The 26,370-nt window shown below is 69.7% G+C and carries 17 protein-coding genes; 3 read left to right on the top strand and 14 right to left on the bottom strand.

The window, feature by feature from the left end; genetic code table 11:
- The first annotated feature begins 22 nt into the window (after positions 1-22).
- Positions 23-3,061: an FtsX-like permease family protein gene (locus ABZS40_RS06040; protein ID WP_354942250.1), complete on the top strand. Its 3,039-nt coding sequence runs from the start codon at positions 23-25 to the stop codon at positions 3,059-3,061.
- A 23-nt stretch (positions 3,062-3,084) separates the two neighbouring features.
- On the top strand, positions 3,085-4,029 hold the full coding sequence (locus ABZS40_RS06045; RefSeq protein WP_354942347.1) for an ATP-binding cassette domain-containing protein: 945 nt from the start codon (positions 3,085-3,087) through the stop codon (positions 4,027-4,029).
- Here ABZS40_RS06045 and ABZS40_RS06050 read toward each other — a convergent pair.
- The 4 genes from ABZS40_RS06050 to ABZS40_RS06065 form a co-directional block, all read right to left on the bottom strand.
- Positions 4,016-5,332, bottom strand: coding sequence for a hypothetical protein (locus ABZS40_RS06050; protein ID WP_354942251.1), 1,317 nt, complete (start codon positions 5,330-5,332; stop codon positions 4,016-4,018). The genes ABZS40_RS06045 and ABZS40_RS06050 overlap by 14 nt on opposite strands.
- Positions 5,333-5,346: 14 nt before the next feature.
- Positions 5,347-6,873 (bottom strand): alkaline phosphatase D family protein, encoded by a 1,527-nt coding sequence (locus ABZS40_RS06055; RefSeq protein WP_354942252.1) that lies wholly within the window; start codon positions 6,871-6,873, stop codon positions 5,347-5,349.
- A 122-nt stretch (positions 6,874-6,995) separates the two neighbouring features.
- Positions 6,996-7,979, bottom strand: coding sequence for a hypothetical protein (locus ABZS40_RS06060; RefSeq protein ID WP_354942253.1), 984 nt, complete (start codon positions 7,977-7,979; stop codon positions 6,996-6,998).
- Complete coding sequence (locus ABZS40_RS06065) at positions 7,976-9,271, bottom strand: MFS transporter (RefSeq protein ID WP_354942254.1); 1,296 nt, start codon at positions 9,269-9,271, stop codon at positions 7,976-7,978. The genes ABZS40_RS06060 and ABZS40_RS06065 overlap by 4 nt, the downstream gene beginning before the upstream one ends.
- Before the next feature lie 220 nt (positions 9,272-9,491).
- On the opposite strand from ABZS40_RS06065, the gene ABZS40_RS06070 reads away from it, so the two are divergent.
- Positions 9,492-10,871: a DNRLRE domain-containing protein gene (locus ABZS40_RS06070; protein ID WP_354942255.1), complete on the top strand. Its 1,380-nt coding sequence runs from the start codon at positions 9,492-9,494 to the stop codon at positions 10,869-10,871.
- A 58-nt stretch (positions 10,872-10,929) separates the two neighbouring features.
- On the opposite strand, the gene mmsB is transcribed toward ABZS40_RS06070, so the two are convergent.
- From mmsB to ABZS40_RS06120, 10 genes are all read right to left on the bottom strand, one after another.
- The gene (gene mmsB, locus ABZS40_RS06075) at positions 10,930-12,180 is read right to left on the bottom strand and encodes a multiple monosaccharide ABC transporter permease (protein WP_354942256.1); all 1,251 of its coding nucleotides are present in this window, start codon (positions 12,178-12,180) and stop codon (positions 10,930-10,932) included.
- Positions 12,177-13,715, bottom strand: a complete 1,539-nt coding sequence (gene mmsA, locus ABZS40_RS06080; protein WP_354942257.1) for a multiple monosaccharide ABC transporter ATP-binding protein — start codon at positions 13,713-13,715, stop codon at positions 12,177-12,179. Before mmsA ends, mmsB begins: the two co-directional genes overlap by 4 nt.
- A gap of 83 nt (positions 13,716-13,798) precedes the next feature.
- Positions 13,799-14,941, bottom strand: a complete 1,143-nt coding sequence (chvE, locus tag ABZS40_RS06085; protein WP_354942258.1) for a multiple monosaccharide ABC transporter substrate-binding protein — start codon at positions 14,939-14,941, stop codon at positions 13,799-13,801.
- A gap of 312 nt (positions 14,942-15,253) precedes the next feature.
- Positions 15,254-16,909, bottom strand: coding sequence for a ricin-type beta-trefoil lectin domain protein (locus ABZS40_RS06090; protein WP_354942259.1), 1,656 nt, complete (start codon positions 16,907-16,909; stop codon positions 15,254-15,256).
- 314 nt (positions 16,910-17,223) lie between these two features.
- Positions 17,224-18,210: a LacI family DNA-binding transcriptional regulator gene (locus ABZS40_RS06095; protein WP_354942260.1), complete on the bottom strand. Its 987-nt coding sequence runs from the start codon at positions 18,208-18,210 to the stop codon at positions 17,224-17,226.
- A 411-nt stretch (positions 18,211-18,621) separates the two neighbouring features.
- Positions 18,622-20,730, bottom strand: a complete 2,109-nt coding sequence (locus tag ABZS40_RS06100) for a family 43 glycosylhydrolase (RefSeq protein WP_354942261.1) — start codon at positions 20,728-20,730, stop codon at positions 18,622-18,624.
- Positions 20,731-21,073: 343 nt separating this feature from the next.
- Positions 21,074-22,576 (bottom strand): L-arabinose isomerase, encoded by a 1,503-nt coding sequence (araA, locus tag ABZS40_RS06105; RefSeq protein WP_354942262.1) that lies wholly within the window; start codon positions 22,574-22,576, stop codon positions 21,074-21,076.
- 26 nt (positions 22,577-22,602) lie between these two features.
- Positions 22,603-23,592, bottom strand: coding sequence for a galactofuranose ABC transporter, permease protein YjfF (yjfF, locus tag ABZS40_RS06110; RefSeq protein WP_354942263.1), 990 nt, complete (start codon positions 23,590-23,592; stop codon positions 22,603-22,605).
- Positions 23,589-24,659: an ABC transporter permease gene (locus ABZS40_RS06115; RefSeq protein WP_354942264.1), complete on the bottom strand. Its 1,071-nt coding sequence runs from the start codon at positions 24,657-24,659 to the stop codon at positions 23,589-23,591. The genes yjfF and ABZS40_RS06115 overlap by 4 nt, the downstream gene beginning before the upstream one ends.
- The gene (locus tag ABZS40_RS06120; RefSeq protein ID WP_354942265.1) at positions 24,656-26,197 is read right to left on the bottom strand and encodes a sugar ABC transporter ATP-binding protein; all 1,542 of its coding nucleotides are present in this window, start codon (positions 26,195-26,197) and stop codon (positions 24,656-24,658) included. Before ABZS40_RS06120 ends, ABZS40_RS06115 begins: the two co-directional genes overlap by 4 nt.
- Between the last annotated feature and the right edge of the window lie 173 nt (positions 26,198-26,370).

Below are 26,370 nucleotides of genomic sequence, written 5' to 3' on the forward strand. Positions count from 1 at the left end.
CGGCTCGATAGCCTCGGGGTCAATGCTGACCGTCATCTGGGGTGCGATCGCGGCCCGCCGGGCGCAGGCGTTGGCGGTGCTCCTGCTCGCGGTGCTCGCCAGTGCCGCCGCAGCGACCGCGCCGAGTTATGGTGCCGCCGCCGGCCAGGCCCTGGCCCGCTACGAGGTTTCCAGGGCGACGCCGAACGAGCTTCGGCTGCGGCTCGCCGATCCCGTCGAATATCCGGGGGTGCCCGGGGACCCCGCACGGACGCCGTTCGCCGACACGGTCAGGAAACTGACGCCGGCCGGCTTCGAGGTAGTGCTGGGTGCCCAGAGTGGTGGCGTCGCCGCCGGTCGGGCCGGGACGGTGACCTCGATCCTGGTCTTCCGGACGGGGGTCTGCGAGCGGGTCACAGTGGCCGGCGCCTGCCCCCGGGCCACCTCAAGGGGGCAACTCCCCGAGGTCATGGTTGGCACCCACACCGCCGCGCGTCTCGGTGTCGCCGTCGGCGACCAGTTCACGTTCGGCGCGGTGCCGGTGCGGGTGGCCGGCATCTACCAACCGCTGGACGCGAGCGATCCGTTCTGGCTGGGCGCGGAATACATCCGACCGGCCGTGGCGGGCCCGACCAGCACGTCGGCCGTGGGCAGCGCGGAGGACGCCATCTTCACCGCCGAGGCCGCGCCCCTGACCGACGACCAGGCCATCCTGTATCGGTCGACGGCCGACCTCTACGTCACCGAGCGCCTGTTCGACACCCGGTCCGTGGCGGACCTGCGTTCCGCGGTCACGGTGGTGACGCGCGACGGAAGCCGCGAGGGCCTCGGGGGCGGCACCAGCCTGTCCAGCCTGCTCGACCGGGTGGCCCTGCAACGCGGGCAGTTGGCCGACGGCGTGACGCTGGGCGCCGGGCTGCTCGTCCTGCTCTGCTGGCTGGTCCTCTTCGTCGCGGTCAGCTCAGCGGCGGACCAGCGACGGCCGGAGCAGGGCCTGCTCCTGCTCCGTGGGGTGCAGCGCCGACGGCTGTGGGCGCTGGCGATCGGCGAGCACGCCGTACCCGTGTTGATCGCGATCCCCCTCGGCTGCCTGCTCGGCGTCGCCGCCACCACGCTGCTCGCCGCGCACACCCTCCCGGCGCGGACCGACGTCACTGTGGACGCCACAGTGATCGGCTTCGCCGCCGTCGGCGCGGCCGGCGCGCTCGCCGCGGTGCTGCTGGCACAGGCTCGAATGTTGTCCGCGTCGGTCGTCGACCTGCTGCGTCGGGTGCCGACACGGATCCGCGGGTGGCGGGCGACCATCGGTGACCTCGTCGCGGTGTCCGTCGCCGCGGCGGCCGTGGTGCAGGTGCGCTCCGGCGGACCGCCCAGCGGGCTGGCCCTGGTGGCACCGGTCGTCGGGGCGCTCGCCGCGGGTGTGCTGCTGTCGCGGGTCGCGATGATCATCGGCGGGGCGGCGGGCGCGGCGCTACTGGCGCGCGGCCGGACGGCCGCCGGTCTCGCCCTGCTGCAGGTGGCTCGGCAACCACGCTTCCGACCCCTGATCGCGCTGCTCACCGTGGTCGTCGCGATGCTCGCCTTCACCGCCGCGACGAGCGAGGTGGCGTCGGTCGCCTACAGCGACCGGGCAGTCGTCGAGGTCGGCGCGCCACGCGTGGTCCAGGTCGACGCGACGTCCCGTTCGCACCTGTTGGCTGCCGTGCGGGCCGCTGATCCCGAGGGTCGCTTCGCGATGGCCGCCGTGGTGACGACCGCGTCCTCCGAGGCCGGCACACCGCTGCTCGCGGTGGACTCCGACCGCCTGGCGACGGTGGCGACGCCGCATCCGTCCTACGGCATGTCCCTGGCGGACGTCGCGCGGAAGATCCGCCCACCCGCGCCCGGTGAGCCGCTGTACGTCCGGGGGCGACTGCTCACCATGGTCCTCTCCGCCAGCTTCGACGCCGAGGCCTTCGCCGGGAATCGGGTCCGCCTCGCGGTCACGGTCGCCAGCGCCAACGGCACCCGAGTGGTCCTCCCCCGCGAGGACATCGAGCCCGTCCGCAAGGCCTACCCCCTTGAGGTGCCCGAGTGCGCGCAGGGATGCCGAGTGATCAAGGTCGAAATCGTTGCTCCGGTGGTCTCCCGAGACCTGGAGGTCCGCTTCGAGGAGTTGCGCAGCAGCGATGAGGACGGCGGACGCGACACGGTGGTGCTGACCGGCGCACAGTTCGCCGACCTGCAGCGGTGGCGGCTGTCCGACCCGGACGACACGTTCCTCGGTGCCGCGAGCGGAACGGATGCGGCGTTGGTCCTCACGGTGACGGAGAACCGGCGTGCGACGCCGGCCGGCATCGCTGTTGTCGATGCGCCGTTCCCCCTCCCCGGCTATCTGACCCGATCGGTCGGAACGCCGCTCGGTGGGGCGCATCCGTACGACGGCGTCGACGGAACACCGACCATGGCGACGGTCAGTGGCGTGGCCGGCCGTCTGCCCCGGCTCGGTGGGTCGGGCCTGGTCGTCGACCTGGAGTACGCGGATCGCCTCGCCGTCGCCAGCCAGAGCGGCAACGAGGAGGTCTGGTTGACGCGGTCAGCTCCCGTCGACGTCCTCGATCGGCTTCGCGCCCAGGGTCTGGTCGTCAAGTCCGAGCGGACGACCGCCGGCGTACGGCAGGATTTCGATCGGCAGGGTGCGGCGTTGGCCCTGCGCTTCAACCTGTTCGCCGCGCTGGGGGGTGTGCTGATCGGAGCGGCCGGCCTGATCGCGATGGCGGCGGCCGAGCAGCGTGCCCGGGTGGCCATGTTGGTGGCGCTGCGTCGGCAGGGGTTGCCGCCACGCGCCGTCCGGGGCGGCTACGGGTGGCCGGTCGCGGTCGCCGCCGTGTCGGGCGGCCTCGCGACCCTGGTGATCTGGCTGCTCACCCGGGGCGGGCAGCGCCTGTTCAGCGACGGCCGCTCGCCGGTCCCGGTGCCCGACTGGCCAGACGTCGGCCGTCTGCTGATGTTCACGGTGCCCACCATCGCGCTGTTCGCCCTCACGGCGGTCGTGCTCGGTCGGGTCGTCGCCGCCTCGGTACGCCGCCGGAGCAGCCGATGACCGCCACGCCGCAGGACGAGGCGATGGCCTCCGCGCCGCGCGGCGGGCCGACGACCAGCTCTGCCGGGGGTGTGGCCGTCACCTGCCATCGGCTGATCCACATCTACTCCACAGGCACCGGCGACGTGGTCGCGCTCTCCGGCGTGGACCTGCGAATCGCCGCCGGCGAGATGCTGGCGCTGGTGGGGCCGTCCGGCTCGGGAAAGTCCACGTTGGTGGCGATCCTCGGCGGGCTCATGCAACCCTCTGCCGGCCGCGTGTACGTGGGCGACCATGAGCTGTCGCGGCTCTCGTCCAAGGGCCTGGCGGCCCTTCGCGGGGCCACGGTCGGCACGGTGTTGCAGGGCGCCGAACGCAACCTGCTGCCGTACGTGTCGATGTCGCGCAACATCTGGTTGGCACAGCGACCCGCGGCACGCATTGCCGGGCGCCGGCTCGACCCACCGGAGGCGATCCTGGACCTCGTCGGTCTCGCGGGCGCGGGTGCTCGGCGGGTGGGCGACCTGACCCCGGGGCAACGTCAGCGGGCCGCTCTGGCGCAGGGGCTCGCGGCCGGGCCCGGGCTGCTCCTGGTCGACGAGCCGACCAGCCAGCTCGACGCGTCCGGTCGGGACGAGGTGCTCGCGGCACTCGCCACCGTCAACGCGGAGCGGGGCACCACTGTGGTCGTGGTGACCCACGACGGCGAGGTGGGCGCCCAACTGGGCCGAGCGGTCACCATCCGGGACGGCCGGGTCGGCGCCGAGGGGCGCAACGGCCGGGACTTCGCAGTGGTGGCCGGCGACGGCACGATCCAGTTGCCGCCCGAGACGTTGGCGACCTTCCCGGCCGAGACGTTGTTCGAGGTCGACCACACCGATCACTCGATCACTCTGCGCGCGGTGGCCACCCCGTCGTCCGGTGACGGGGACGACGGGGTGGCACGGGCCAGCGGCGAGCCGGGCCACGACCGGCTCAGTGGGTCGTGACGCCCGCCCGCGCCTTCAGCCGACGCAGCTCGTCGGCGGACATCAGCCAGGTGGAGTTCGTCGTCCCCAGGCCGAGGAGCACCTGGTCGAAGGTGTTGCCGTCGTTGTCGTCGGTGTAGCAGACGCTCACCTCGCCCCAGGGCGACGCGGCGACCGCGAAGTGCTCCTGGCGACCCGTCGTGGTCTGGCTCAGCGCCTGGGCCGCCAGCCGGCCGGTGGACGTGCCGTCCGGGTTGAGGCCCCGCGCCCAGACGTCCGGGTTGGCGCCGGACACCGTCCAGCCCACTACCACGTTGTCCTGGTCGTCGATGCCGACCCCCGGGGCGATGGCACCGGTTCCGGTGGAGACCGGGACCTCGTCGTGCCGGGCCGTGCCCGCAGCGGTGAACGATCGGGCCCAGACACCCCGGGTGCCGGTGTGGTCGGATTCCCACCCGACGGTGAAGTCCCCGGCGAAGTTCGCCGCGACCGAGGCACGCTGCTGCTGTCCGCCGCTCTGGGCGTTGGCCGTCCGCCGCGACAGCGCCACGGCACCGTTGGAGCGGGCCAGCCGGGTCAGCCCGATGTTGTACGAGCCGTTCGCGTCGGCGTCCTCGTCCCAGACCACCAGCGCCTCACCGGAGGCGGACACCGCAACGTCGGGGCGGTGGTGCGTGCCCGTCGTCTGCGAGGCCGTCACCTCGTACGCCTTGGTGGTGGCGGCGGTGAAGCCGGCGGCCTTGACGGTGGCGGGAGCGGTGCCCTGCACATCCTCCCAGACCACTGTGAAGCCGACGGCGGCGGCATTGGTGGGCGCGCCGTCCGGGTCGACCGAGACCTTCGGCCAGATCTGCTGCCCGGCGTCGTTGGCGTTGGCCTGCCCCGAGCCGAGCACCGCGCCGGTGGGCGACACCACCCGGTACTGGATGTTGTAGACGCCGTTACCGTCGCCGTCGGCCGCCCAGACCACCACGGCGTTGCCCCGGTCGTCGAGCCCCACGTCGGGACTGATGTGCCGCCAGGCGGCTCCGCTGGTTCCTCCGGTGGAGAGCTTCAGCTCGTACGCGGGTGTGCCGTCGCGGAACAGCCGCAGGTAGATCTCGCTGTGGGTGTCGTCCTCCGGGGCGGTGCTGTCGCGGTCGTCCTCCCAGACCACGGCGACGTGGCCGTTGCGGTTCATGGCGATGGAGGGCAGGTCCTGGTCGCCGGTGGCGACGCTGTTCGCGGTGGTCCAGGTGACCGCCTCGGCGGTCATCGCGGTCGGGCCGAGGAGCACGTTCGGGACCAGCAGGGACGCGGTGAGCAGTGCGGTTGTCACGGTCATGGTGGCGCTCTCCCTTATCCGGCCTGCAGGCCGGGCTGGCCGTCGAGGATGACGAACGAGCGCACTGTGGACGCCGCCGCGCCGTGCTCGGTCACGGTGTTCACCGCGCGGAAGTCCGCGCGGACCTGGCTGCGGCTGATCGTGGTACGGACGTAGCCGCGCCGGTCCGAGTAGAACTTCAGGTGCGGGTTGGCCGCCGCGTTAGGGACCGTGGTGCTGCCGCTGCCGTTGCCGGTCGAGCTGATCGAGGTGCAGACCAGCTCGGTGCCGATGGTGGCCGAGGAGGGGTTGGCGTAGTCGGCCTTGAGGTCGTTGGCCCACGACCGGTGCACGTCGCCGGTGAGCACCAGCGGGTTGCGCACCCCACGCTGCTGCCAGCCGGTCTGGATACGGCTGCGGGAGGCCCGGTAGCCGTCCCACGCGTCCATGCTCGCCGCCCCGTTCGCGTCGAGCTGCTGGGCGAAGAAGACCTGCTGGCCGAGGATGTCCCAGGTGCCGTAGCGCTGGGCCAGCCCGTCGAGCAGCCACGCCTCCTGGCTGGCGCCGGTCAGCGACCGGGAGGCCAGGTCCGCGTCGGCGCAGACCTTCCAACCGTCCCCGCAGGCCTGGTCGTCGCGGAACTGCCGGGTGTCGAGCATGTGGAAGGTGGCGAGCTGCCCCCACCGGACGCGCCGGTACAGCGGGATGCTGTTGCCGTTGGCGGCGGACGCCGGTCGCAGCGGCATGTTCTCGTAGTAGGCCCGGTACGCGGCGGTGCGCCGGGCGGTCCACTGGGCGGCGGTCAGCGTGGGGCTGCTGTCGTTGCGGACCATGTTGGCGTAGTTGTTCTCCACCTCGTGGTCGTCCGGCACCACCAGCCAGGGTGCCGCCGCGTGGGCCGCTTGGAGATCCGGGTCGGACTTGTACAGCGCGTACCGACGGCGGTAGTCGGCCAGCGACACGATCTCGGCGCCGACGTGCTGGCGCACCGTGGAGCTGCCGACGCCACCCTCGTAGATGTAGTCGCCGAGGTGCAGGATCAGGCCCGGGTTGTCCTCGGCCATCCGCCGGTACGCCGTGTAGTAGCCGGCCTCGTAGTGGGCGCAGGAGGCGAAGGCCATCACCAGGTCGCGGCCGAAGGAACTGGGCGCCGGGGTGGTCCGGGTCCGCCCGACCGGCGAGATCTGGCCCTGGGCCCGAAACCGGTAATAGTAGTCGGAGTCGGCGGCGAGCCCGCCCGCGATGGCGTGCACGGAGTGCGCGTCGGCGTACCGGGCGACCACCGAGCCGGAGGCGACCAGCGAGGTGAACCGGTCGGTGGTGGACACCTGCCACTCCACTGTCACGTCGGCGTTGGCCATGCCACCCTGCCCGTCGGCGTTGAGCGGGGATGGTGCCAGCCGGGTCCAGAGGACCACGCTGTCGGGTGCCGGATCACCGGATGCCACACCGAGTTTGAAGGGGTACGGCGCCGCGGCGCGGGCACCCTGGCGGGGTGTCACCGCGACTCCGGCGGTCACCAGTCCACCAAGGACGAAGATGCGACGGCTCAGCCTTGTCATGGTCAACAGCCTCGGGAACGTCGATGAACGGCGATGGCTGCGCGGCGGAATCCGACATGACGGAATGCTGTCCGCGCCAAGGCGTTCAGGTGTCCGAACCGCCGGCGCAAGCGGCCGGACCGTCAGGTGAGCGGCGAGGGCGACTCGGCGCCGGGGATCACCAGCGTCGGCGTGCCGGACCCGTCCGCCGGGACGCTCCAGACGTCGGGCTGGCCGTCGTCCCGGCGCAGCGTGTAGGCCAGCTTCCCGCCGTCCAGCCACGCGGCCTGGTCATCGACGCTGCGGACCTCGGCGGTCGCGGTGACCCGCATGCTCGACAGGTCCAGGACCGACAGCCGCCAGCCCTTCGCCGGGTCGGCGTCGACCGCCTCCTTGAACGCGAGCCGGGTGCCGTCCGGTGACAGCGACGGGCACTCGACGTTCTCCTTCAGCGTCTCGACGGTGCGGGCGGCGAGGTCACCCCGGACGAGATACCTCCTGCCCCCGGTCGCCATCGTCGCGTAGAAGTGATTGTCGTCGGCGGTGAAGGTGACGCCCCAGTAGTTGACGTCCGCGTTGCGGTAGCCCCGGCCGTCCCGGGTGATCGCGAACTCTTCGAGCGAGGCCATCGTGGTGCCGGTGCGGGTGTCGAGGATCCCGGTGCGGGTGGAGAAGCCACTGGAGGTGTACGAGTCGCCACCGACGAACGTCGTCCAGGAGACCATCCGGCCGGAGGCCGAGACCCGGGCCCGGTTCGGCAGCCCCGGCACACTGACCGCCCGGGTCTGGCGCAGCGTCGCGTCGAGCACGACAACCTGGTACGACCACGCGGTCTCCGGCTTCAGGCAGACCCCGGTGCCAGCCGCCGCGTACACCCGGAGGCACTCCAGGCCGGCGACGGTTCGCGGCCCGGCGGGGTCGGTGGCGGCGACGGTGGAGACGTGCCGGTCGGTGATCGCCAGCAGGCGCGGCCCGGGTGCCAGGGTGACCGCCTGCTCGCCGCCGGCGGGTGGCGGCGTCCGGGGAGCCTGCGCGGCCGTGGCGGCGTAGCCGGCCGCCACGGTGCCCAACAGCACGGCCGAGGCGACCACCACGCCCAGCTTCGCTCGGGTCGACATCGCGGTCATCGTGGCACCTTCCGGGTGGTGAGTCGGGACGGGGAGGCCAGCAGGAGCAGCGTGCCGACCAGGACGCCGGCGACGGCCACGGCCGCCACGCGGATCGCGTTCTCCGGCCCCCACGCCTGCCAGGCCAGACCGAACAGCACGGAGGAGACGAGGTACGCGAGCGCCTGCCCGGTCTGCACCAACGCGATTCCGGTGGTCCGCAGGCGCGCCGGCAGCACCGGAGCGGCGAGCGCGATGAGCACGCCGTCGGTGGCCGCGTAGAAGGCGCCGTACAGCGTCAGCGCCAGGACGATCAGCGGCCAACCGTCGACCGGGCCGGCCAGCAGCAGGTACGTCGCACCGAGGGCGGTGTAACCGCCGATCACCACGGGCAGGCGACCGATCCGGTCGGCGAGTACGCCGAGCGGAGCGGCGAGCAGCAGGTACGCCAGGCTGGTCCCCACCGCGAGCAACGGGAACCAGCGCAGGCCGAGGTCCATCCGGCGTTGCAGCACCAGGTAGACGAAGCCGTCGCCGATGGTGGCCAGCCCGAGCATCGCGGCGGCCAGCACCAGCCGCCGGGCCGGTCCGACGCGCAGCAGCCCGAACGCCTCCCGGACGGACACCTTCGGGTCGTTGGTCTCGCCCGCCGACGCACCGCCCGCCGACGCACCGTCCGGCTGTTCCCGGACGAAGAGCACGAGCACCACCACGGCCAGGGCCGCGACGCAGAAGCTGGTGACGAAGACCGCGTCGTACGACTGCCCGACGACCAGCAGGACCGCGAACGCGGCGAGCGGCCCGAGGAACGCGCCGACGCTGTCCATCGCCCGGTGCACCCCGAACGCCCGACCCAGCGCCTCAGGGGGCGTGGAGAGCGTGATCAGCGCGTCGCGCGGCGCGCTGCGCACCCCCTTGCCGATCCGGTCGACGGCGATGACGGCGCCGATCGCCGGGATCGACCGACCGGCGAGCAGCAGGCCGAGCTTCGCGACCGCCGAGAGCGCGTACCCGACGCCGGCGATCAGCTTGCGCCGCCGGAACCGGTCGGCCGCGAAACCACCGACGACCCGCAGCAGCGCGGTGGCGCCGGTGTGGACGCCGTCCAGCACGCCGAACGCCACCGGGCTGAGGTGCAGGCCCAGCACCAGATAGAGCGGCAGCACCGCGGCCACCATCTCGGCCGACACGTCGGTGATCAGACTGACAGTGCCGAGCGCGACGACGTTGCCGCTGACCATCGCGAACCGGCGGCGTCGGGGCCCCGATCCGGGTTCGTCGGCGACCGGTCGGGAGACGGTCGACAGGTACACGAGCATCTCCTCGGATCGGCGGTCGACGGGCAGCCATCGTCCGTACCCAGTGGAGGAGGCACAACGGACCGCGGGTGGCATCCCGGCGAGGGTCGGATGAACGGGCTGACAACACCGAGGTGTTCGCCTGCCGGGACGCACTGTTCATCCGCCTGTCGCCCACCGGCTCATCGACCTTCCTACATTCCTTGCGCTTCTCCCACGAGGTAAGGAGTCCTGCATGGACATTCGATTTCCCCGTCCGTCGGTGACGCTGGGGGTGGTCACGGTGATCGTCGCCGCGACCGCCGCCGTCGTCGTGACCGGCGCTGGCGCGGCGTCGGCGGCGAGCGTGACCTTCACGCCGGTCGCCGACACCTACGTCCAGAGCGACACGGCCACCACCAACTACGGCACGTCCACGCAGATCGTGGTCGACAACTCGCCAGTGCGGCGCTCGTTCCTGCGCTTCACAGTGAGCGGTGTCAGCGGCACGGTGACCGGCGCCAAACTGCGACTGCGCACGATCAGCGGCAACAGCGGCAGCGACGCCGGTGGGACGTTCCGCCGGATGTCCAACACGACCTGGTCGGAGACCGGCACCACCTGGAACAACCAGCCGACCATCGACGGGGCCACGCTCGGCACTATCGGAGCGGTCAGCGGCAACACCTGGTACGAGGTCGACGTCACGGCCGCGGTCACCGGCAACGGCACGTACAGCTTCGGCGCCACCTCGACCAGCGGTGACGGCGCCTACTACGACACCCGCGAGAGTGGCGCCGACACTCCGCAACTGGTGGTCACCACCGGGAGCACCACGCCACCACCGTCGGGCGACCCGGTGTTCGTCGGTGCCGGCGACATCGCCGACTCGGGCTCCGGCGACAGCGCCACCGCGACGTTGCTCGACAGCATCCCGGGGACGGTCTTCACCACCGGCGACAACGTCTACGACAGCGGGACGGCGTCGCAGTTCAACAGCTACTACGGGCCCACCTGGGGTCGGCACAAGTCCCGCACCCGCCCGTCGCCGGGCAACCACGACTACAACACGTCGGGCGCGACCGGCTACTACAACTACTTCGGTACGTCCGCCGGCCCGAGCGGTCGCGGCTACTACTCGTACGACCTCGGCAACTGGCACGTCGTGTCGCTGAACTCGAACATCAGCATGTCGGCCGGCTCGACGCAGGAGCAGTGGCTGCGCGCGGACCTGGCCGCCAGCGGCAAGCCGTGCACGTTGGCGTACTGGCACCACCCGCTCTTCACGTCCAGTTCCAACCACGCGCCGTCGACGTCGACGCGTCCGCTGTACCAGGCGCTCTACGACTACAACGCCGACGTCGTGGTGTGGGGGCACAACCACGTGTACGAGCGGTTCGCCCCGATGAACCCGGCCGGCGGCGCCGACTCCAGCCGGGGCCTGCGCAGCTTCGTCGCCGGGATGGGCGGCGCCGGCCACTACGGCTTCGGCACCATCCAGCCCAACAGCGAGGCGCGTAACAGCTCAGCCTGGGGCGTCCTGAAGTTCACCCTGCACTCCAACAGCTACGACTGGCAGTTCGTACCGGTAGCCGGCCAGACCTACACCGACACCGGCACCACCACCTGCCACTGACGGACGCGTGCCCCCTGTCCGCCAGGCGGGCAGGGGGCACGTGCGTCCCGTCGAAGCGTCAGCGGGCGGTGCCGGCACGACGCTTGTTGTAGACGTCGAAGGCGACCGCGACGAGCAGGACGAGACCCTTCACCACCGACTGGGTCGACTGGTCGATGCCCATCAGCTGCATGCCGTTGCTCATCACCGCCATGATCAGACCACCGACCATCGCGCCCACCACGGTGCCCACGCCACCGGTGACCGCCGCGCCGCCGATGAAGGCCGCGGCGATCGCGTCCAGCTCGAACATGTTGCCGGCGGCGGGCTGGGCGCCGTTCGACCGCGACGAGTAGATGACGCCGGCGACCGCCGCCAGGAAGCCCATGTTGACGAACATCCAGAAGTTGACGGTGCGGACCTTCACCCCGGACAGCGCCGCCGCCGACAGGTTGCCGCCGATCGCGTAGACCTGGCGACCGAAGACGGTACGCCGGGTGAGCAGGCCGTAGACCAGCACCAGGACCGCCAGGATGATCAGCACGATCGGCAGCCCTCGGGCGTGCGCCAGCTGCCAGGCGAAGTACATGAGGACCGCGCCGACCAGCACGACCCGGGCGACGAAGAGCGGGAACGACTCGACGGGCTGCTGGTAGCGGATACGCGCCACGCGGGTGCGGAAGCCGCTGACCGCGTAGCCGGCCACGGCGATGGCGCCGATCAGCAACGTGAAGGCGTCGAAGCCCTGCCCGCCGAGCAGGCCGTTGAGGAAGCCCGCAGCGACCTGCTGGTACTCGGACGGGAACGGCGACAGCGAGATGTTGTCGAGCACCCGCAGGGTCAGACCCCGGAACAGCAGCATGCCGGCCAGGGTCACGATGAAGGCCGGAATGCCGGCGTACGCCACCCAGAACCCGTGCCACGCGCCGACCACGACGCCGACGACCAGCGCGGCCACGACGCCGATCCACCACGGATGGCCCTGCTGGATCACCAGGACGGCGGAGACCGCTCCGGTGAGCGCGACGACCGATCCGACCGACAGGTCGATGTGCCCGCCGATGATCAGGATGACCATCCCGATCGCGAGGACCAGGATGTACGAGTACTGGAGGACGATGTTGGTGATGTTGCCGGGGCTCAGCAACACCCCGTCGGTCAGGACCGCGAAGAGCGCGACGATGACGACCAGGGCGACGTAGATCCCGCTCTGCCGCAGGTTGTTCAACACCAGCGCCCGCAGGTCGCTCGTCCCGCTGTGCAGGGCGGCGGCGGGCGTGCTGTCCGGGGGCGTGGGGCGCTCCGTCGAAGGGGTCTTGATGCTGGTCATCCGACGAGCTCCTTGTCCTTGGTCATCAGCTCCATGAGGCTCTCCTGAGTCGCCTCGGCCACCGGCATCTCGCCGGTGATCCGGCCGGCGGCGAGGGTGTAGATGCGGTCGCACATTCCGAGCAGCTCCGGCAGCTCGGAGGAGATGACGATCACCGCCTTACCGGCGGCCACCAGCCGGTTGATGATCGTGTAGATCTCGTACTTGGCGCCGACGTCGATCCCGCGGGTGGGCTCGTCGAGGATCAGCACGTCCGGGTCGGTGAACAGCCACTTCGACAGCACGACCTTCTGCTGGTTGCCGCCGGAGAGCTTGCCGACCACCGCCATGACGCTCGGCGTCCGGATGTTCATCTCCTTGCGGCTCGCCTCGGCAACCTTGATCTCCTCGTTGCCGTTCACCCAGCCCAGGCGGGACAGTCGGTCCAACGCGGCGGCGGACACGTTGCGCCGCACGTCGTCGATGAGGTTGAGGCCGTAGCGCTTGCGGTCCTCGGTGACGTAGGCGATGCCGTTGTCGATCGCCTCGGCGACGGTGCGCGCCTGCACCTCCCGCCCGTGGACGAAGAGTCGGCCCCGGATGTCGCGCCCGTAGGACCGACCGAAGACGCTCATGGCCAGCTCGGTCCGCCCGGCCCCCATGAGGCCCGCGATGCCGACGACCTCGCCGGCGCGCACGGAGAGGCCGACGCTCTCGACGACCATCCGGTCCTGGACCGGGTGGCGCACCGTCCAGTCCTCAATGCGCAGGACCTCGTCACCGGGGGACGACTCGCGGTCGGGGTAGAAGCTGTCCAGGTCGCGCCCGACCATGCCCCGGATGATCCGCTGCTGGGTCACGTCCTCGGAGCGCATGTCGAGGGTCTCCACGGCGCGTCCGTCGCGGATGACGGTGGTCGAGTCGGCGATGGCGGTGATCTCGTTGAGCTTGTGCGAGATCATGATGCAGGTGATGCCCTGCTCCTTGAGGGCCCGCAACAGGTCGAGCAGGTGCGCCGAGTCGATGTCGTTGAGCGCGGCGGTCGGCTCGTCCAGGATGAGCAGGCGCACCTTCTTCGACAGCGCCTTGGCGATCTCCACCAGCTGCTGCTTACCGACGCCGAGCTGGATGACCGGGGTGACCGGGTTCTCCTGCAGCCCGACGGACGCCAGCAGCTTCGCCGCTTCGGCGTTGGCGAAGTTCCAGTCGATGAGCCCGCTGCGGCCGCGCCGCTCGTTGCCGAGGAAGATGTTCTCCGCGATCGACAGGTACGGCACCAGGGCGAGCTCCTGGTGGATGATGACGATGCCGTTGGCCTCGCTGTCGCGGATGCCACGGAACTGCATCGGCTTGCCGTCGAAGAGGATCTCGCCGTCGTACGAGCCGGACGGGTAGACGCCGGACAGCACCTTCATCAGGGTGGACTTGCCGGCGCCGTTCTCACCACAGATGGCGTGGATCTCCCCCCGGCGCACTGCGAGGGTGACGTCCTCCAGCGCGGTCACGCCGGGGAAGGTCTTGGTGATGCGACGCATCTCGAGGATGGTGTCGTCCATGGTCACTGTCCTCCGTCAGGTCTGGACGTGGTACGCGCCCAGGCGTCGGGCCCGGCGGGTGACCGCCGGGCCCGACGAGTGGCTTACTTCTTGGCCTGACCGGCGGCGACCTCTTCCGCCGTCCAGTAGCCGGAGTCGATCAGCGTCGCCTTGATGTCGTCCTTGTAGACGGTCGCGATCGGGAGCAGGTACGCCGGGACGACCTTGACGCCGTTGTTGTACGTCTTGGTGTCGTTGGACTGCGGCTGCTTCTTCTGCAGGAACGCCTCGGCCGCGTTCACGGCCTGCTCCGCCAGCAGCCGGGTGTCCTTGAAGACCGTGGAGCTCTGCACGCCGTCGTTGATCAGCTTGATCGAGGCGATCTCCGCGTCCTGGCCGGTCACCACCGGGAGCTTCTTCGCGCCCTTGCCGTAGCCGGCGTTCTGAAGGGCGGTGATGATGCCCCGGGAGATGCCGTCGTACGGCGAGAGCACCCCGTCGACCTTCGAGCCGTCGTTGTAGGCCGAGGTCAGCAGGTTCTCCATCCGCTTCTGCGCGGTCTCCTGCTGCCACCGCAGGATGGCTACCTGCTCGGGGGTGGTCTGCTTGGACTTGACGACCAGCGTGCCGTCCTCAATGAACGGCTTCAGCGTGTCCATCGCGCCGCCGAAGAAGTACTGGGTGTTGTTGTCGTCCAGCGACCCGGCGAAGAGCTCCACGTTCAGCGGCCCCTTGGCCGTGCCCTTCGAGCCGTCCTTGTTCAGCAGGCCGAGACCGACGAGCAGCGCGGTGCCCTGGGCGACGCCGACCTTGTAGTTGTCGAAGCTGACGTAGAAGTCGACGTCCTTGCTGCCACGGATCAGTCGGTCGTAGGAGATGACCGGGATCTTCGCGGCCGCGGCGGCCTGCAGCTGGCTGCTGAGCGCGGTGCCGTCGATCGCCGCGAGGACGAGGACATCCGCACCCTGGGTGATCATTTGGTCGACCTGCTGCGACTGCGTGGGGATGTCGTCGCCGGCGTACTGGAGGTCGACCTTGTAGCCCTTGGCCTCCAGCTTCGACTTCACCGCGTTGCCGTCGGCGATCCACCGCTCCGAGGTCTGGGTCGGCATCGAGACACCGATGGTCAGATCGCTGGGCTTCTCGTCGCCGCTCTTCTCGCCGCTGCCCGCACCCCCGCCGCTGCACGCCGCCAAACTGAGCGCGAGTGCCGCGCCGCCGAGAGCAACCAGGAATTTCCTGCCCACCGGCTTCTCCTCTCTGGACTCCCCCGCCGACTGCCGGGGCCAAGTGTCATCTTTCGGGTAGTGTTAGCGCTCACATAGATTGCGTCAACACCAGATCCGAAATACCGGTGTCACGGTCTCGTAACGGAGCATCCAGGCGAGCGTAGTCATGTGGCCGATCCGCCGGAAGGGCCGGGACGCGGCAACTCAGCGTGTCTTCCGCAGCACTCTACAGACCGGTGCCCGCGGACGGCGTCTGTCGTCCGCGGGCACCAGCACTACCGCCGGATCAGGTGGGTCGCCGCGACCTCGGCGGTCGGCGGACCCGATCGGCTACCGCTGCGACCACCGCTGGTTGGCCGCTGCGGTGCAGGTCCAGAGGATCACCGTGGTGCCGTTTGCCGTGGCGTTGGCGTTGACGTCCAGGCAGAGCCCGGACTGCGTGTTGCTGATCGTGCCGTTGGCGTTGACCGCCCACTGCTGGTTGGTCCCGCCGTTGCAGTCCCAGAGCTGCACCTTGGCGCCGGCCGCGGCGTTGAGCGGCGCGTCCAGGCACTTGCCGAGGGCCTGCAGGGTCTGACCGCTGCTGGTCCAGCGCTGGTTGGCGGCGCCGTTGCAGTCCCAGATGACCGGCTGCGTGCCGTTGGTCGTGTTGCTGTTCGGCACGTCGAGGCAGCGGCCCGAGGCGGCGCTGGCGTACGCGCTCGACGTGGTCGGCGGCGGCGTCGTCGGAGGAGTCGTCCCGCCACCGCTGACCCGGTACACCACAGTGCCGTGCGCGGGGACGCTGGCGCTGATCGTCCCGCTGCTGGAGCTGGTGCCACCGGTCCAGGCGTCCACCAGCGTGAACGACGAGCCGGACTTGCCGATGGCCGCGGCCGTGGTCGAGACCGTCGTCGTCGAGCCGCCCTGGTTGAGGAGGGCAACGGCGACGTCACCGTTGGCGAGCCGCTTGGCCAGCACCCGACGCGTGCCGTCGAACGACACCTGCGTCCCCTGCAACCCGAGCGAGTCCTGGTTGATGGCGATCAGGTTGGCGTTCTTGAGGATGGTCTGCGTCGCTGCGTTCATGCTCCGCACATCGTTGCCGGCGATCAGCGGAGACGCCATGATCGCCCACATCGCGAAGTGGCTGCGCATCTCCGTGTCGTTCATGCCGCCGCGACCGACCTCCATCATGTCCGGGTCGTTGAACCCACCCGGCCTCGCGTAGGACGCCAGCGGAACTGTCACGTTGATGATGTTCTGGATGCCCATCGGGTAGCCGTTGCTCTGGCCGGTGTCCCACGCGTTGGTGATGTCCTCGGTGGTTCGCCACATGTTCGCCACGTCGCCCCAGTTGCGCTGCGGGCCGGTCTTGGCGTGGATGCTGTTGGAGTTGATGCTGTAGACGATCGGTCGGCCGGTGGCGGCCAGCGCGTCACGCATCTTGGCGAAGGTGGTCACCTGGTCGTTGATGCTGCCCTCCGGCGAGCACCAGTCGTACTTGAGGAAGTCGACACCCCAGGCGGCGAACTGGCGCGCGTCCTGCACCTCGTGGCCACGGCTGCCGGTCGCGCCGGGGTAGGCGCCGAAGTACTGCGCGCACGTCTTGTCGACCGGCACCTGGTAGAGGCCGAACTTCAGGTTCCGGGCGTGCAGGTAGTCGCCGAGCGCCTTCATCCCGCTGGGGAACCGGCCGGGGTCGCCCTGGATGTTGCCGGAGCTGTCCCGGTTGGGGTTGAACCAGCAGTCGTCGACCACGACGTAGTTGTAGCCCAGGTCCCGCATGCCGCTGCTGACGATCGCATCGGCCGTTTGCCGGATCAGCGCCTCGTTGATGTTGCAGCCGAACGAGTTCCACGAATTCCAACCCATGGGGGGAGTTCGCGCCACGCCGTTGTCCAGTGCCTGCGCTGTCGGCGCGCGAAGGCCGACCAGGGCACCGGCGAGCAGTATTCCGGCCGCCAGTACGCTCCCCCAGCGACGACCTCGGGTGATGCGGTTCATCGAGCCTCCTTGTCGGTGACGCCCGCCCGTGATGACGATCTCTGGTCGGTACGCCGATGGTGGGACGCCAATTTTTGTTAGCGTTAACAGAGACGCTCATCATGTTACGGCGACATTTCACGAGGTTCAATACCTGCACGGCGTTGTATCGCCCGACATCGATTTGTCACACGCTGCAACCCATCGAGTTGCGTCTTATCGGGTGGAGCAGCCGGACATTGGCGCACGCTGGCGCGGACCCACTGAGCGCGGAGCAGCGGCGGGGGGACTGCTCCCCCACGCCCGCGGGAGGCGACGTCCGGTCGGCTCGGACGTCAGCGACGAGGTGGGGCGACGCTCTCGCGGGCGACCAGAGCCGGGGCGATGGTCTGCCGCAGCGCCCCACCGGTGCCCGACTCGATCTGGGACAGCAGCATCTGAAGGCTCGCCCGCGCCACCGCGTCGAAATCCGGTCGAACCGTGGTCAGCGGCGGAATGAAGTACGCCGCCTCCGGCACGTCGTCGAAGCCGACCACGCTGATCTCGTGCGGCACCCGTCGACCGAACTCGTGCAGCGCCCGCAGCACGCCCAGCGCGAGATGGTCGTTGGCGGTGAAGACGGCGGTGACCTCAGGCATCCGCGCCAACATCTGCCCGCACCGGTAACCCGACGCCGCGGACCAGTCCCCCGGCATCGGCGGCGGCGGATCCAGCCCGGCGGCCAGCAGCGCCTGCCGCCAGCCGTCGATCCGACCGACGCTGTCGAACCAGTCGGTCGGCCCGGAGACGTGCCAGACGGTGCGGTGCCCGGCGTCGAGCAGGTGTTGCGTCGCCGCCCTGGCGCCCGCCACCTGGTCAACAGTCACCAGCGGCACCGGCCGGCTCGGGTCACCGTCGACAGTGACCAGCGGGACATCCTTGGGCAGGCGCTCCAGCGCCTCACCGGCCGACTCGACCGGGGCGATGACCACGATGCCGGCGACCCGGTGCGACAGGTGCCGCTCGACGGCCGCCGAGATGGAGCGGTGGTCCAGGTTTCGCACGCTGCCGACGCTGACCGCGAAACCCTCTGCAGCGGCGGTCTGCTCCAGGGCGGCCAGCAGCGACGCCGGACCGTAGAGCGTCGTGTTCTGCGCGACCACACCGATGACCTGTGATCGACCGGTCACCAGGGCCCGTGCCGCGCCATTGGGGCGGTAGCCGAGTTCGGCGATCGCCGCGCGTACCCGAAGTCGGGTCTGCTCACGGACGTTGGGGTGCCCGTTGAGCACCCGCGACACCGTCTGGTGGGAGACACCGGCGAGACGAGCAACGTCCGTCATCGCGGGACCGTGGACGGCCATTTCGCTCCCCCCGCTACATCTCCGGCCCGCAGCCCGTCGACGTCGACTGGAGCGGCCCGGCCCGATCCCCCTCGCTCAGTCACCACGCCGGTGCTGAATCCCAGGTGACCAGCGCTGGATCGCCGACAGTCTACGCCAGCGACGGCCCCGAACACGGCACGGCTGTGCGGGGACCGCGCGACGCGCCGAAGCCGTACAACGCGGTGCCCGTCCGCAGTCCCCCACCAACCGGTACGGGGCAGGTCCCGACGTGCTACGCCGGCCTGCCCTCGCTCCTGGACAGAGCGTGGAGCAGGCCGGCGAGGACCTGACGCGGTGGCGCTGACTTCACCTGCCGCCAGGCCTGAGTTGCCAGCGCCACCGGTCAGAGCGATCGTCGTGTGACTGGTGTCACGGGGTGGTCAGGTCGAACCGCCGCACGGTGACCGCGCCACCGAGTGCCTGCGTCGCGTGGTTGAAGATGGCAAATCGGTAGCCCATGAAGAACTGCCAGTTGTTCGCCAACGTCAGGGCGTTGCCGAACGAGGTGAAGTTGACCCCGTCGGTGCTGTACGAGAAACGGGCCTGCCGGCCGGAGCCGGGTCTGATGTCGGCGTTGGCGCGCAACCAGATCCTGCCGCCGGAGACGGCGGTGCTCGCCACCTCGCTGCCGGTGCTGGTGGTGTTCCAGCTGCCGTCCATCGTCAGCCCGTTCTGCATGACCAGTCGGGTGGACCCGTTGTCCCGTCGGACTCCGATCCAGGCCGACGAGTTGCGCAGCACCGCCAAGCCGGTGCGATCACCGTCGCGCATGGTGGAGTAGTCCACCTCGATCGTCGCGGTCGAGGTGGGGCCCTGGATGCGGTGGGTCAGCGTGTTTCGCGCCTTGTACAGGTCGCCGGTGACGGTGGCGGCCTGCAGGTTCAGCCCGTTGTTGACCGACCACTTGCTGTTGTCCGGGTTGTGGTTCCACTCCCACTGCGGGCCGAGCGTGGTGCCGGCGAACGTGTCGGAGCCGGTGAGCGGCTTGACCGCCCGGGGCGGCGCGGGCAGGTTCGGCTTCGGGTACGTGCTGCCCCACGTGCCGTTTGCCGTCTGGAGCACGGGCCATCCGTCGCCGGTCCAGGTGATCGGGGCCATGGCTGGCATCCGACCACCGGGGTACGCGTCGATGAAGGACATGTAGTACCAGTCGCCGTTCTGGGTCTGCACCAGCCCACCCTGGTGCGGCACACCGCCACCGGAGATCGGACCGGGCAGGTTGAGCAGCACCTGACGCTGCTCGTACGGGCCGAACGGGCCGTTCGTCGACTTCAGCACGTACTGGCCGTTGGCCGGGCGGGTGAGCCAGATGTAGTAGGCGCCGTTGCGCTTGTAGAAGCGGGCGCCCTCCAGCGTCCCGATGCTCGACGGTGTGGTGTACACCTGCTGGGCACGAACCTGGGACTTCCCGTCCGCGGACAGCTGCGCCACGCTGATGGCGCCGTTGCCGTACGCCACGTACATGGTGTCGTTGTCGTCGATCAGCATCCCCGCGTCGTAGTAGCAGTTGGGGATGGTGGTGTGCTTGCTCCAGGTGCCGTCGACGGCGGACGCGGTGTAGATGTGGGTCTGCGCGAAGTCGATGCACCCGGCCCAGTAGTACGTCCGGTTGCTCGGCCGGTAGTTCAACGTCGACGCCCAGATCCCGTCGACGTATGCGTTACCGCCGCTCATGTCGTACTTCGAGCCGAAGTCGAGCTTGGGTACAGAGTGTCCGGCGAACTCCCAGTTGACCAGGTCGTACGAGCGCAGGACGGGCGCGCCAGGCGAGTAGTGCATGGTGGACGCCGACATGTAGTAGGCGTTGTCCACGCGGATGATGTCGACGTCGGCGAAGTCCTGCCAGACCACCGGGTTCGAGTACGTGCCGTTCGACGGGGGTGGCGTCGTGGGGTCGGTCCCGCCGTCGACGCGGACGAGCTGCCACTGCTGGTTGGTGCCGCCCCAGTCCGCGTACTGCACGATGTTTCCACCGTCGGCCGTGGACGCGCCCTGCACCTCCACCGCCTTGCTGCTGTTGCGGTTGATCAACCGAACATGACCACCGTCCGAGTCAGCCAACCGGAACTGCTGATTCGTCCCGTTCAGATCAGCCCACTGCACGACCGCCCCACCATCAGCGGTGGAAAACCCACTCACGTCGAGCACCTTGCCCGAGTGCCGCGACTTCACCCGGTAAAAGCCACCCCCGGAATCCACGAACTGCCACTGCTGATTGACCCCGCTGTTACGCGTCCACTGACTGATCCGCGCGCCGTCATTCGTAGCCGAGGCATACAGGTCCAACGCCTTACCACTGTTCCGATTCACCAGCACGTACCAGGCGCTGGTGTCGACCGTCGCCGCTGACGCGGCGGTCGGCGCGACAGCCGCCAGAGCGCCGCCGACCACCACAGCGACCGCGGCGGCGACGAGTCGCGACAGCCGACCACGCCCCCGCGCTCGTGTTGTCCAGGGAACCCGACCGATGGCAACCATGATCCTCCTCTGACAATGCGTTCCGAACGGCCCGGGTCGTCATCCACGGCACTGGGCGGTGTGCCGAGCTGGCCTGATGGCACAATGTGATCGCTAACATCACTCACCGTGGTTCACGGCACTGATCTACTGAACACGGGGAGAGAGATGATCGCGGCCGGGCCAGCCACAGACATCGACCGTCTTGGTTATAAATTGTGAGCGATAACACGGCCTTAGTCAAGACGTAACCCAATCAGCTCGTGACCGTGCTAACGGACACGCAAACGGGTGGCCCGCCCCTGCCCGAGGGATGTCAGGCAGGGACGGGCCACCCGTCCGAGGTGCGGCCGAGCCGCGCGAATCAGAAGCCGCGGGCCAGCCGGTGGTAGGCCTGGTTCCAGCGCAGCTCGTCGGCGAAGCGGCGAGGCTCCGTGGCGGCGTCGATGACGACGAGCTCGGTGCGGCTCATCTCCGCGAGGTCGTGCAGCTCCTCCACACCCACCGCCTGCGACAGCACCGTGTGGTGCGGTGCGCCCGCGGTGATCCACGCCTCGGCCGAGACCGGCAGGTCGGGGCGCGGACGCCAGACGGCCCGGGCAACCGGCAACCGGCGCAGCGGCTGCGGCGGCGCCACCACGTCGATCTCGTTGGCCACCAGCCGGAAGCGCTCCCCCATGTCGGCCAGCCCGAGCACGATGGCCGGACCGGGCGCGGCGTCGAACACCAGCCGGACCGGGTCCTCCCGGCCACCGATACTCAGCGGATGGATCTCCACGTTGGGCACGTCGGAGGCGATCGTCGGGCAGACCTCCAGCATGTGGGCGCCGAGGACCACCTCGCTGCCCGGGGTGAGGTCGTAGGTGTAGTCCTCCATGAACGACGTACCGCCGCTCACGCCCACCGACATCGCCTTGAGGGTGCGGACCAGGACCGAGGTCTTCCAGTCGCCCTCACCGCCGAAGCCGTAGCCGTCCGCCATCAGCCGCTGCACGGCGATGCCCGGCAGCTGACGCAGCCCCCCGAGGTCCTCGAAATTCGTCGTGAAGGCCCGGAACCCGCCCGCGTCCAGGAAGGCGCGCATGCCCAACTCCACGCGCGCGGCGTACCGCAGCGAGTCGTGCTGCTCGCCGCCGGGCAGCAGTTCGCCGACGATGCGGTAGGTGTCCTCGTACTCCTTGACCAGGTCGTCCACCTGCGCGTCGGTGACCTCGCCGACCACCTCGACCAGGTCGTTCACGCCGTAGGTGTTGACCGAGACCCCGAACCGCAGCTCGGCCTCGACCTTGTCGCCCTCGGTCACCGCGACGTCGCGCATGTTGTCACCGAAGCGGGCCAGGCGCAGCGACCGCATCGCCGACCAGCCCAGCGCGGCGCGGGCCCACGCCCCGATCCGAGTGGTCACCCGCGGGTCGCTGACGTGCCCGGCCACCGTCTTACGGGCCACACCGAGACGCGTCTGGATGTACCCGAACTCACGGTCGCCGTGGGCGGCCTGGTTCAGGTTCATGAAGTCCATGTCGATGTCGTTCCACGGCAGCAGAACGTTGGCCTGGGTGTGCAGGTGCAGCAGCGGCGTCTGCAACGCGTCCAGGCCGGAGATCCACATCTTGGCCGGCGAGAACGTGTGCATCCAGGCGATGACCCCGACGGCACTCTGAGCGGCGGCGTCCCGGCAGACCTGCAGGATCTCACCGCTGTTGGTCAGGACGGGCTTCCAGACCACGCGGGCGGGAATCTGCGGCGAGTCGTCGAGCGCGGCCGCGATCTGGCGAGACTGCTCGGCCACCTGGCGGAGCGTCTCCTCGCCGTACATGCCTTGGCTGCCGGTGAGGAACCAGATCTCGGGTTCGGTGTGTGGTGCCATGGTGTTGCCTTCCGCGAGAGGGGCGTTCACTTGTAACGGATTCCGATGAGGCGCTGAAGAAGGATGAACGCGAAGAGCAGACCGCCAATCACGATCTTGGTCCACCAGGAGTTGAGGCTCCCGTCGAAGGTGATGAGAGTCTGGATCACGCCGAGGACCAGCACGCCGAGCACCGTTCCGAAGACGTAGCCCGCGCCACCGGTGAGCACCGTGCCACCGATGACGACGGCGGCGATGACGTCCAGCTCCATCCCCACGGCGATCAGCGGCGCGCCGGAGAGGGTGTAGAACGACAGCAGGATCCCGCCGATGGCCGAGCACAGACCGCTGATCGTGTAGACGGCGATCCGGGTCCGCCCCACCGGCAGGCCCATCAGCAGCGCCGACTGCGGGTTGCCGCCGATGGCGTAGACGTTGCGTCCCAGCCGGGTGTAGGCCAGCGTGTACGCGGCGATGACGACCACCACGAAGGCGATCAGCACGCTGATCGACACGAAGTTGCCCTGGGGGTTACCGATCCGCTCCTGCGACATCGAGGTCCAGAAACCGTCGGTGATCGGGATCGACGCGCCGGAGATGAAGGTGCACATGCCCCGGGCGAAGAACATCCCGGCGAGCGTGACGATGAACGGCTGGATCTCGAAGAAGTGGATGACGCAGCCCATCAACAGGCCGAGCGTCGGGCCGATGAGCAGGGCGATGACCAGCACCAGCGCCGCCGGCATGCCGTCCTGGAGCAGCGCGGCCGACACCATCGCCGTCATGGCGACGACCGAACCGACCGACAGGTCGATGCCACCGGTGAGGATCACGAAGGTCATGCCCACCGCGACGACGAGCAGGAAGCCGTTGTCGATGAAGACGTTGAAGATGACCTGGACGTTGGAGAACGCCGTGTACTGCGAGACGCCGATGCCGTACATCAGCAGCAGCAGGGCGAGCGTCGCCAGGACCGGTATCTGCTTTCTCGGCAGCCGGAACCGGGTACGACCGGCGGTAAGCGTTCCAGTGGTCATGCCGGCACCTGCTCCTTCGGCTTGTCGGCGATGGTGGCGGGCGGCGGGGTGTTGCGCCTACGGCGCCTGAACCGGGCCCGGAAGGCCGGCGCCTGGATGAGGCAGACGGCGATGACGACGACCGCTTTGAACAGCAGCGAGGTCTGCGGTGAGATGTCCATGGCGTAGACCGAGGTGGTCAGGGTCTGGATGATCAGCGCGCCGATGATCGTGCCGCTGAGGAAGAACCGGCCGCCCGCGAGGGACGTACCGCCGATGACGACCGCGAGGATCGCGTCCAGCTCGACCCAGAGGCCGGCGGCGTTGCCGTCGGCGCTGGAGACGTTGGCCGTCATCATGAAACCGGCGACCGCGGCGCACGCGGCGCTGATCACGTACGCCAGGAAGATGACCCGGCCGGACCGGATGCCGGCGAGCCGGCTGGCCATGGCGTTGCCGCCCACCGACTCGATGATCATGCCGAGTGCGGTGCGACGGGTGAACGCGGCGACCAGCAGGGCCGCGGCGAGCGCGATGAAGATGGCCAGCGGCAGGGTCAACGCGTGGCCCAGGCCGATCGCCCGATACGGCTCGGAGTTGATGGTGATGATCTGGCCCTCGGTGATCAGCTGGGCGAGGCCCCGGCCGGCGACCATCAGGATCAGGGTGGCGATGATCGGTTGGATACCGATCACGGCCACCAGCACCCCGTTCCAGGCGCCGAGCACGAGCGAGACGCCCATCGCCATCGCGAGGGCGGTGACCACCACGCCAAGGCTGTTCTGGTCGGGCTGCTTGCTGATGTACATGCAGGCGATCGCGCCGCTGATCGCGCAGAGCGAACCCACCGACAGGTCGATGCCGCCGGTGGAGATGACCAGGGTCATGCCCAGCGCGACGAGGATCAGCGGTGCGCTCAGCCGCAGGATGTCGATCGGCGTGCCGTAGAGGTGCCCGTCCTTGAGCTCGATGGACAGGAACCCGGGCCGGTAGATCGTGTTCGCGGCGAGCATGACGAACAGCACGGCGGCGGGCCAGAACAGCCGGTGACCGATCATCGTCCGGTAGCGGCTCATGGTGTCGTTCATCGGTCTGCCTCCTCCCGGTGGGTTCCGCTGGCGATGGTCTGCATGATGCGGTCGGCGTCCAGGCTCTCGTCGTTGGCGAGCTGCGCGACCATCTGCCGGTCCCGCATCACGGCCACCTTGTGGCTGAGGCGCAGCACCTCCTCCAGCTCGGCGGAGATGAACAGCACCGCCATGCCCCCGTCGGACAGCTGCGTCACGAGCTTCTGGATCTCGGTCTTCGCGCCGATGTCGATGCCCCGGGTCGGCTCGTCGAGGATCAGCAGTCGTGGCTCGGTGATCAGCCACCGGGCCAGCAGCACCTTCTGCTGGTTGCCTCCGGAGAGGTTGCGTACCGGCACCTCCGGGTCGGCGGGCCGGATGTTGAGGGCCTTGACGTACTTGTCGACCAGCTCGTCCTGGCGGCGACGCGGAATGGGCCGCAGCCAGCCGCGGGCAGCCTGCATGGCGAGGATCATGTTCTCGCGGACCGACAGGTCCGCGACGATCCCCTCGGCCCGGCGGTTCTCCGAACAGAAGCCCATGCCGTGGTCGATGGCCTGCGCGGGGGTGCGGAGGCTGCTCGCCGTGCCGTCGATCGTCACCTGACCGCCGTCGGTCCGGTCGGCCCCGAACAACAACCGCGCGACCTCGGTACGCCCCGAGCCCAGCAGGCCGGCCAGGCCCACCACCTCGCCGGCGTGGATGGTGAGGCTGAACGGCTCGACCGCACCCGCCCGACCGAAGTTCGACACCGCCACCAGGGGGGTGCCTTCCTCCAGCGCGGCGAGGTCCCGCCGGGAGTGCTCCTCAATGCCCTCCAGGACGTCGAGCTCCTTGCCGATCATCTTCTCGACCAGGGAGAGCTGGGGCAGCTCGGTGGTGAGGTACTCGCCGACGAGCCCGCCGTTGCGCAGCACGGTGATCCGGTCGGCGATCTCGTAGACCTGGTCGAGGAAGTGGGTCACGAACAGGATCGCGATGCCCTCGTCGCGCAGTTGCCGCATGATGCGGAACAGCTGCGCCACCTCGCTGGCGTCGAGGCTGGACGTCGGTTCGTCCAGGATCAGCACCCGGGCCTTGATGTCGATCGCGCGGGCGATGGCGACCATCTGCTGGATCGCCAGGGAGTACGAGCCGAGAGGCGCGCTGACGTCGAGGTCGAGGTCGAGGCGGGCCAGCAGGGCCCGGGCGCGGCGGCGGACCTCACCCCAACGGACGGCGCCGAAGAGGCGAGGCTCACGGCCGATGAAGATGTTCTCCGCCACCGAGAGGTTGGTGCAGAGGTTGACTTCCTGGAAGACGGTGCTCACACCGGCGGCGGTCGCCTGCATCGGCCCGGTGAACGACACGGGCTCGCCATCGAGGGTGACCGCGCCCTCGTCGGTGTCGTAGACGCCGGTGAGCACCTTGATGAGGGTCGACTTGCCGGCGCCGTTCTCGCCCATCAGGGCGTGCACCTCGCCGGGGAAGAGCCGGAAGTTGACGTCGTGGAGTGCGCGCACCCCGGGGAAGGACTTGCTGATCCCGGTCATCGTCAGGACCGGACGGCTATCCGTCATCCCATCAGACCTCTTCTGGGTTGTCGACACGGAAGGGCCGCTACACTCCCGCCACGCCCGCCCGGTCGTCCCTGGGGGCGCTCGGGCGGGCGTGGTACGGGGGTCGTCGCGGGCCAAGCCCGGTCCGTTTCGGGTAGGGAGGCGACGCGGCGGGGCCGCCACGCGAACGCGGC

Origin of the sequence: Micromonospora sp. NPDC005324 (genome assembly GCF_040607155.1) — a bacterium.
Lineage (GTDB): Bacteria > Actinomycetota > Actinomycetes > Mycobacteriales > Micromonosporaceae > Micromonospora > Micromonospora trifolii.

Excerpts from the sequence above, each read along its gene's own strand:
- ABZS40_RS06055 (WP_354942252.1), bottom strand. The coding sequence starts at position 6,873 with ATGACAAGGCTGAGCCGTCGCATCTTCGTCCTTGGTGGACTGGTGACC.
- ABZS40_RS06040 (WP_354942250.1), top strand. The coding sequence starts at position 23 with ATGCTGACCGTCATCTGGGGTGCGATCGCGGCCCGCCGGGCGCAGGCG.
- ABZS40_RS06095 (WP_354942260.1), bottom strand. The coding sequence starts at position 18,210 with ATGACGGACGTTGCTCGTCTCGCCGGTGTCTCCCACCAGACGGTGTCG.
- ABZS40_RS06045 (WP_354942347.1), top strand. The coding sequence starts at position 3,085 with ATGGCCTCCGCGCCGCGCGGCGGGCCGACGACCAGCTCTGCCGGGGGT.
- mmsB (WP_354942256.1), bottom strand. The coding sequence starts at position 12,180 with ATGACCAGCATCAAGACCCCTTCGACGGAGCGCCCCACGCCCCCGGAC.
- araA (WP_354942262.1), bottom strand. The coding sequence starts at position 22,576 with ATGGCACCACACACCGAACCCGAGATCTGGTTCCTCACCGGCAGCCAA.
- ABZS40_RS06060 (WP_354942253.1), bottom strand. The coding sequence starts at position 7,979 with ATGACCGCGATGTCGACCCGAGCGAAGCTGGGCGTGGTGGTCGCCTCG.
- mmsA (WP_354942257.1), bottom strand. The coding sequence starts at position 13,715 with ATGGACGACACCATCCTCGAGATGCGTCGCATCACCAAGACCTTCCCC.
- ABZS40_RS06120 (WP_354942265.1), bottom strand. The coding sequence starts at position 26,197 with ATGACGGATAGCCGTCCGGTCCTGACGATGACCGGGATCAGCAAGTCC.
- ABZS40_RS06115 (WP_354942264.1), bottom strand. The coding sequence starts at position 24,659 with ATGAACGACACCATGAGCCGCTACCGGACGATGATCGGTCACCGGCTG.
- ABZS40_RS06050 (WP_354942251.1), bottom strand. The coding sequence starts at position 5,332 with ATGACCGTGACAACCGCACTGCTCACCGCGTCCCTGCTGGTCCCGAAC.
- ABZS40_RS06070 (WP_354942255.1), top strand. The coding sequence starts at position 9,492 with ATGGACATTCGATTTCCCCGTCCGTCGGTGACGCTGGGGGTGGTCACG.
- ABZS40_RS06100 (WP_354942261.1), bottom strand. The coding sequence starts at position 20,730 with ATGGTTGCCATCGGTCGGGTTCCCTGGACAACACGAGCGCGGGGGCGT.
- ABZS40_RS06090 (WP_354942259.1), bottom strand. The coding sequence starts at position 16,909 with ATGAACCGCATCACCCGAGGTCGTCGCTGGGGGAGCGTACTGGCGGCC.
- yjfF (WP_354942263.1), bottom strand. The coding sequence starts at position 23,592 with ATGACCACTGGAACGCTTACCGCCGGTCGTACCCGGTTCCGGCTGCCG.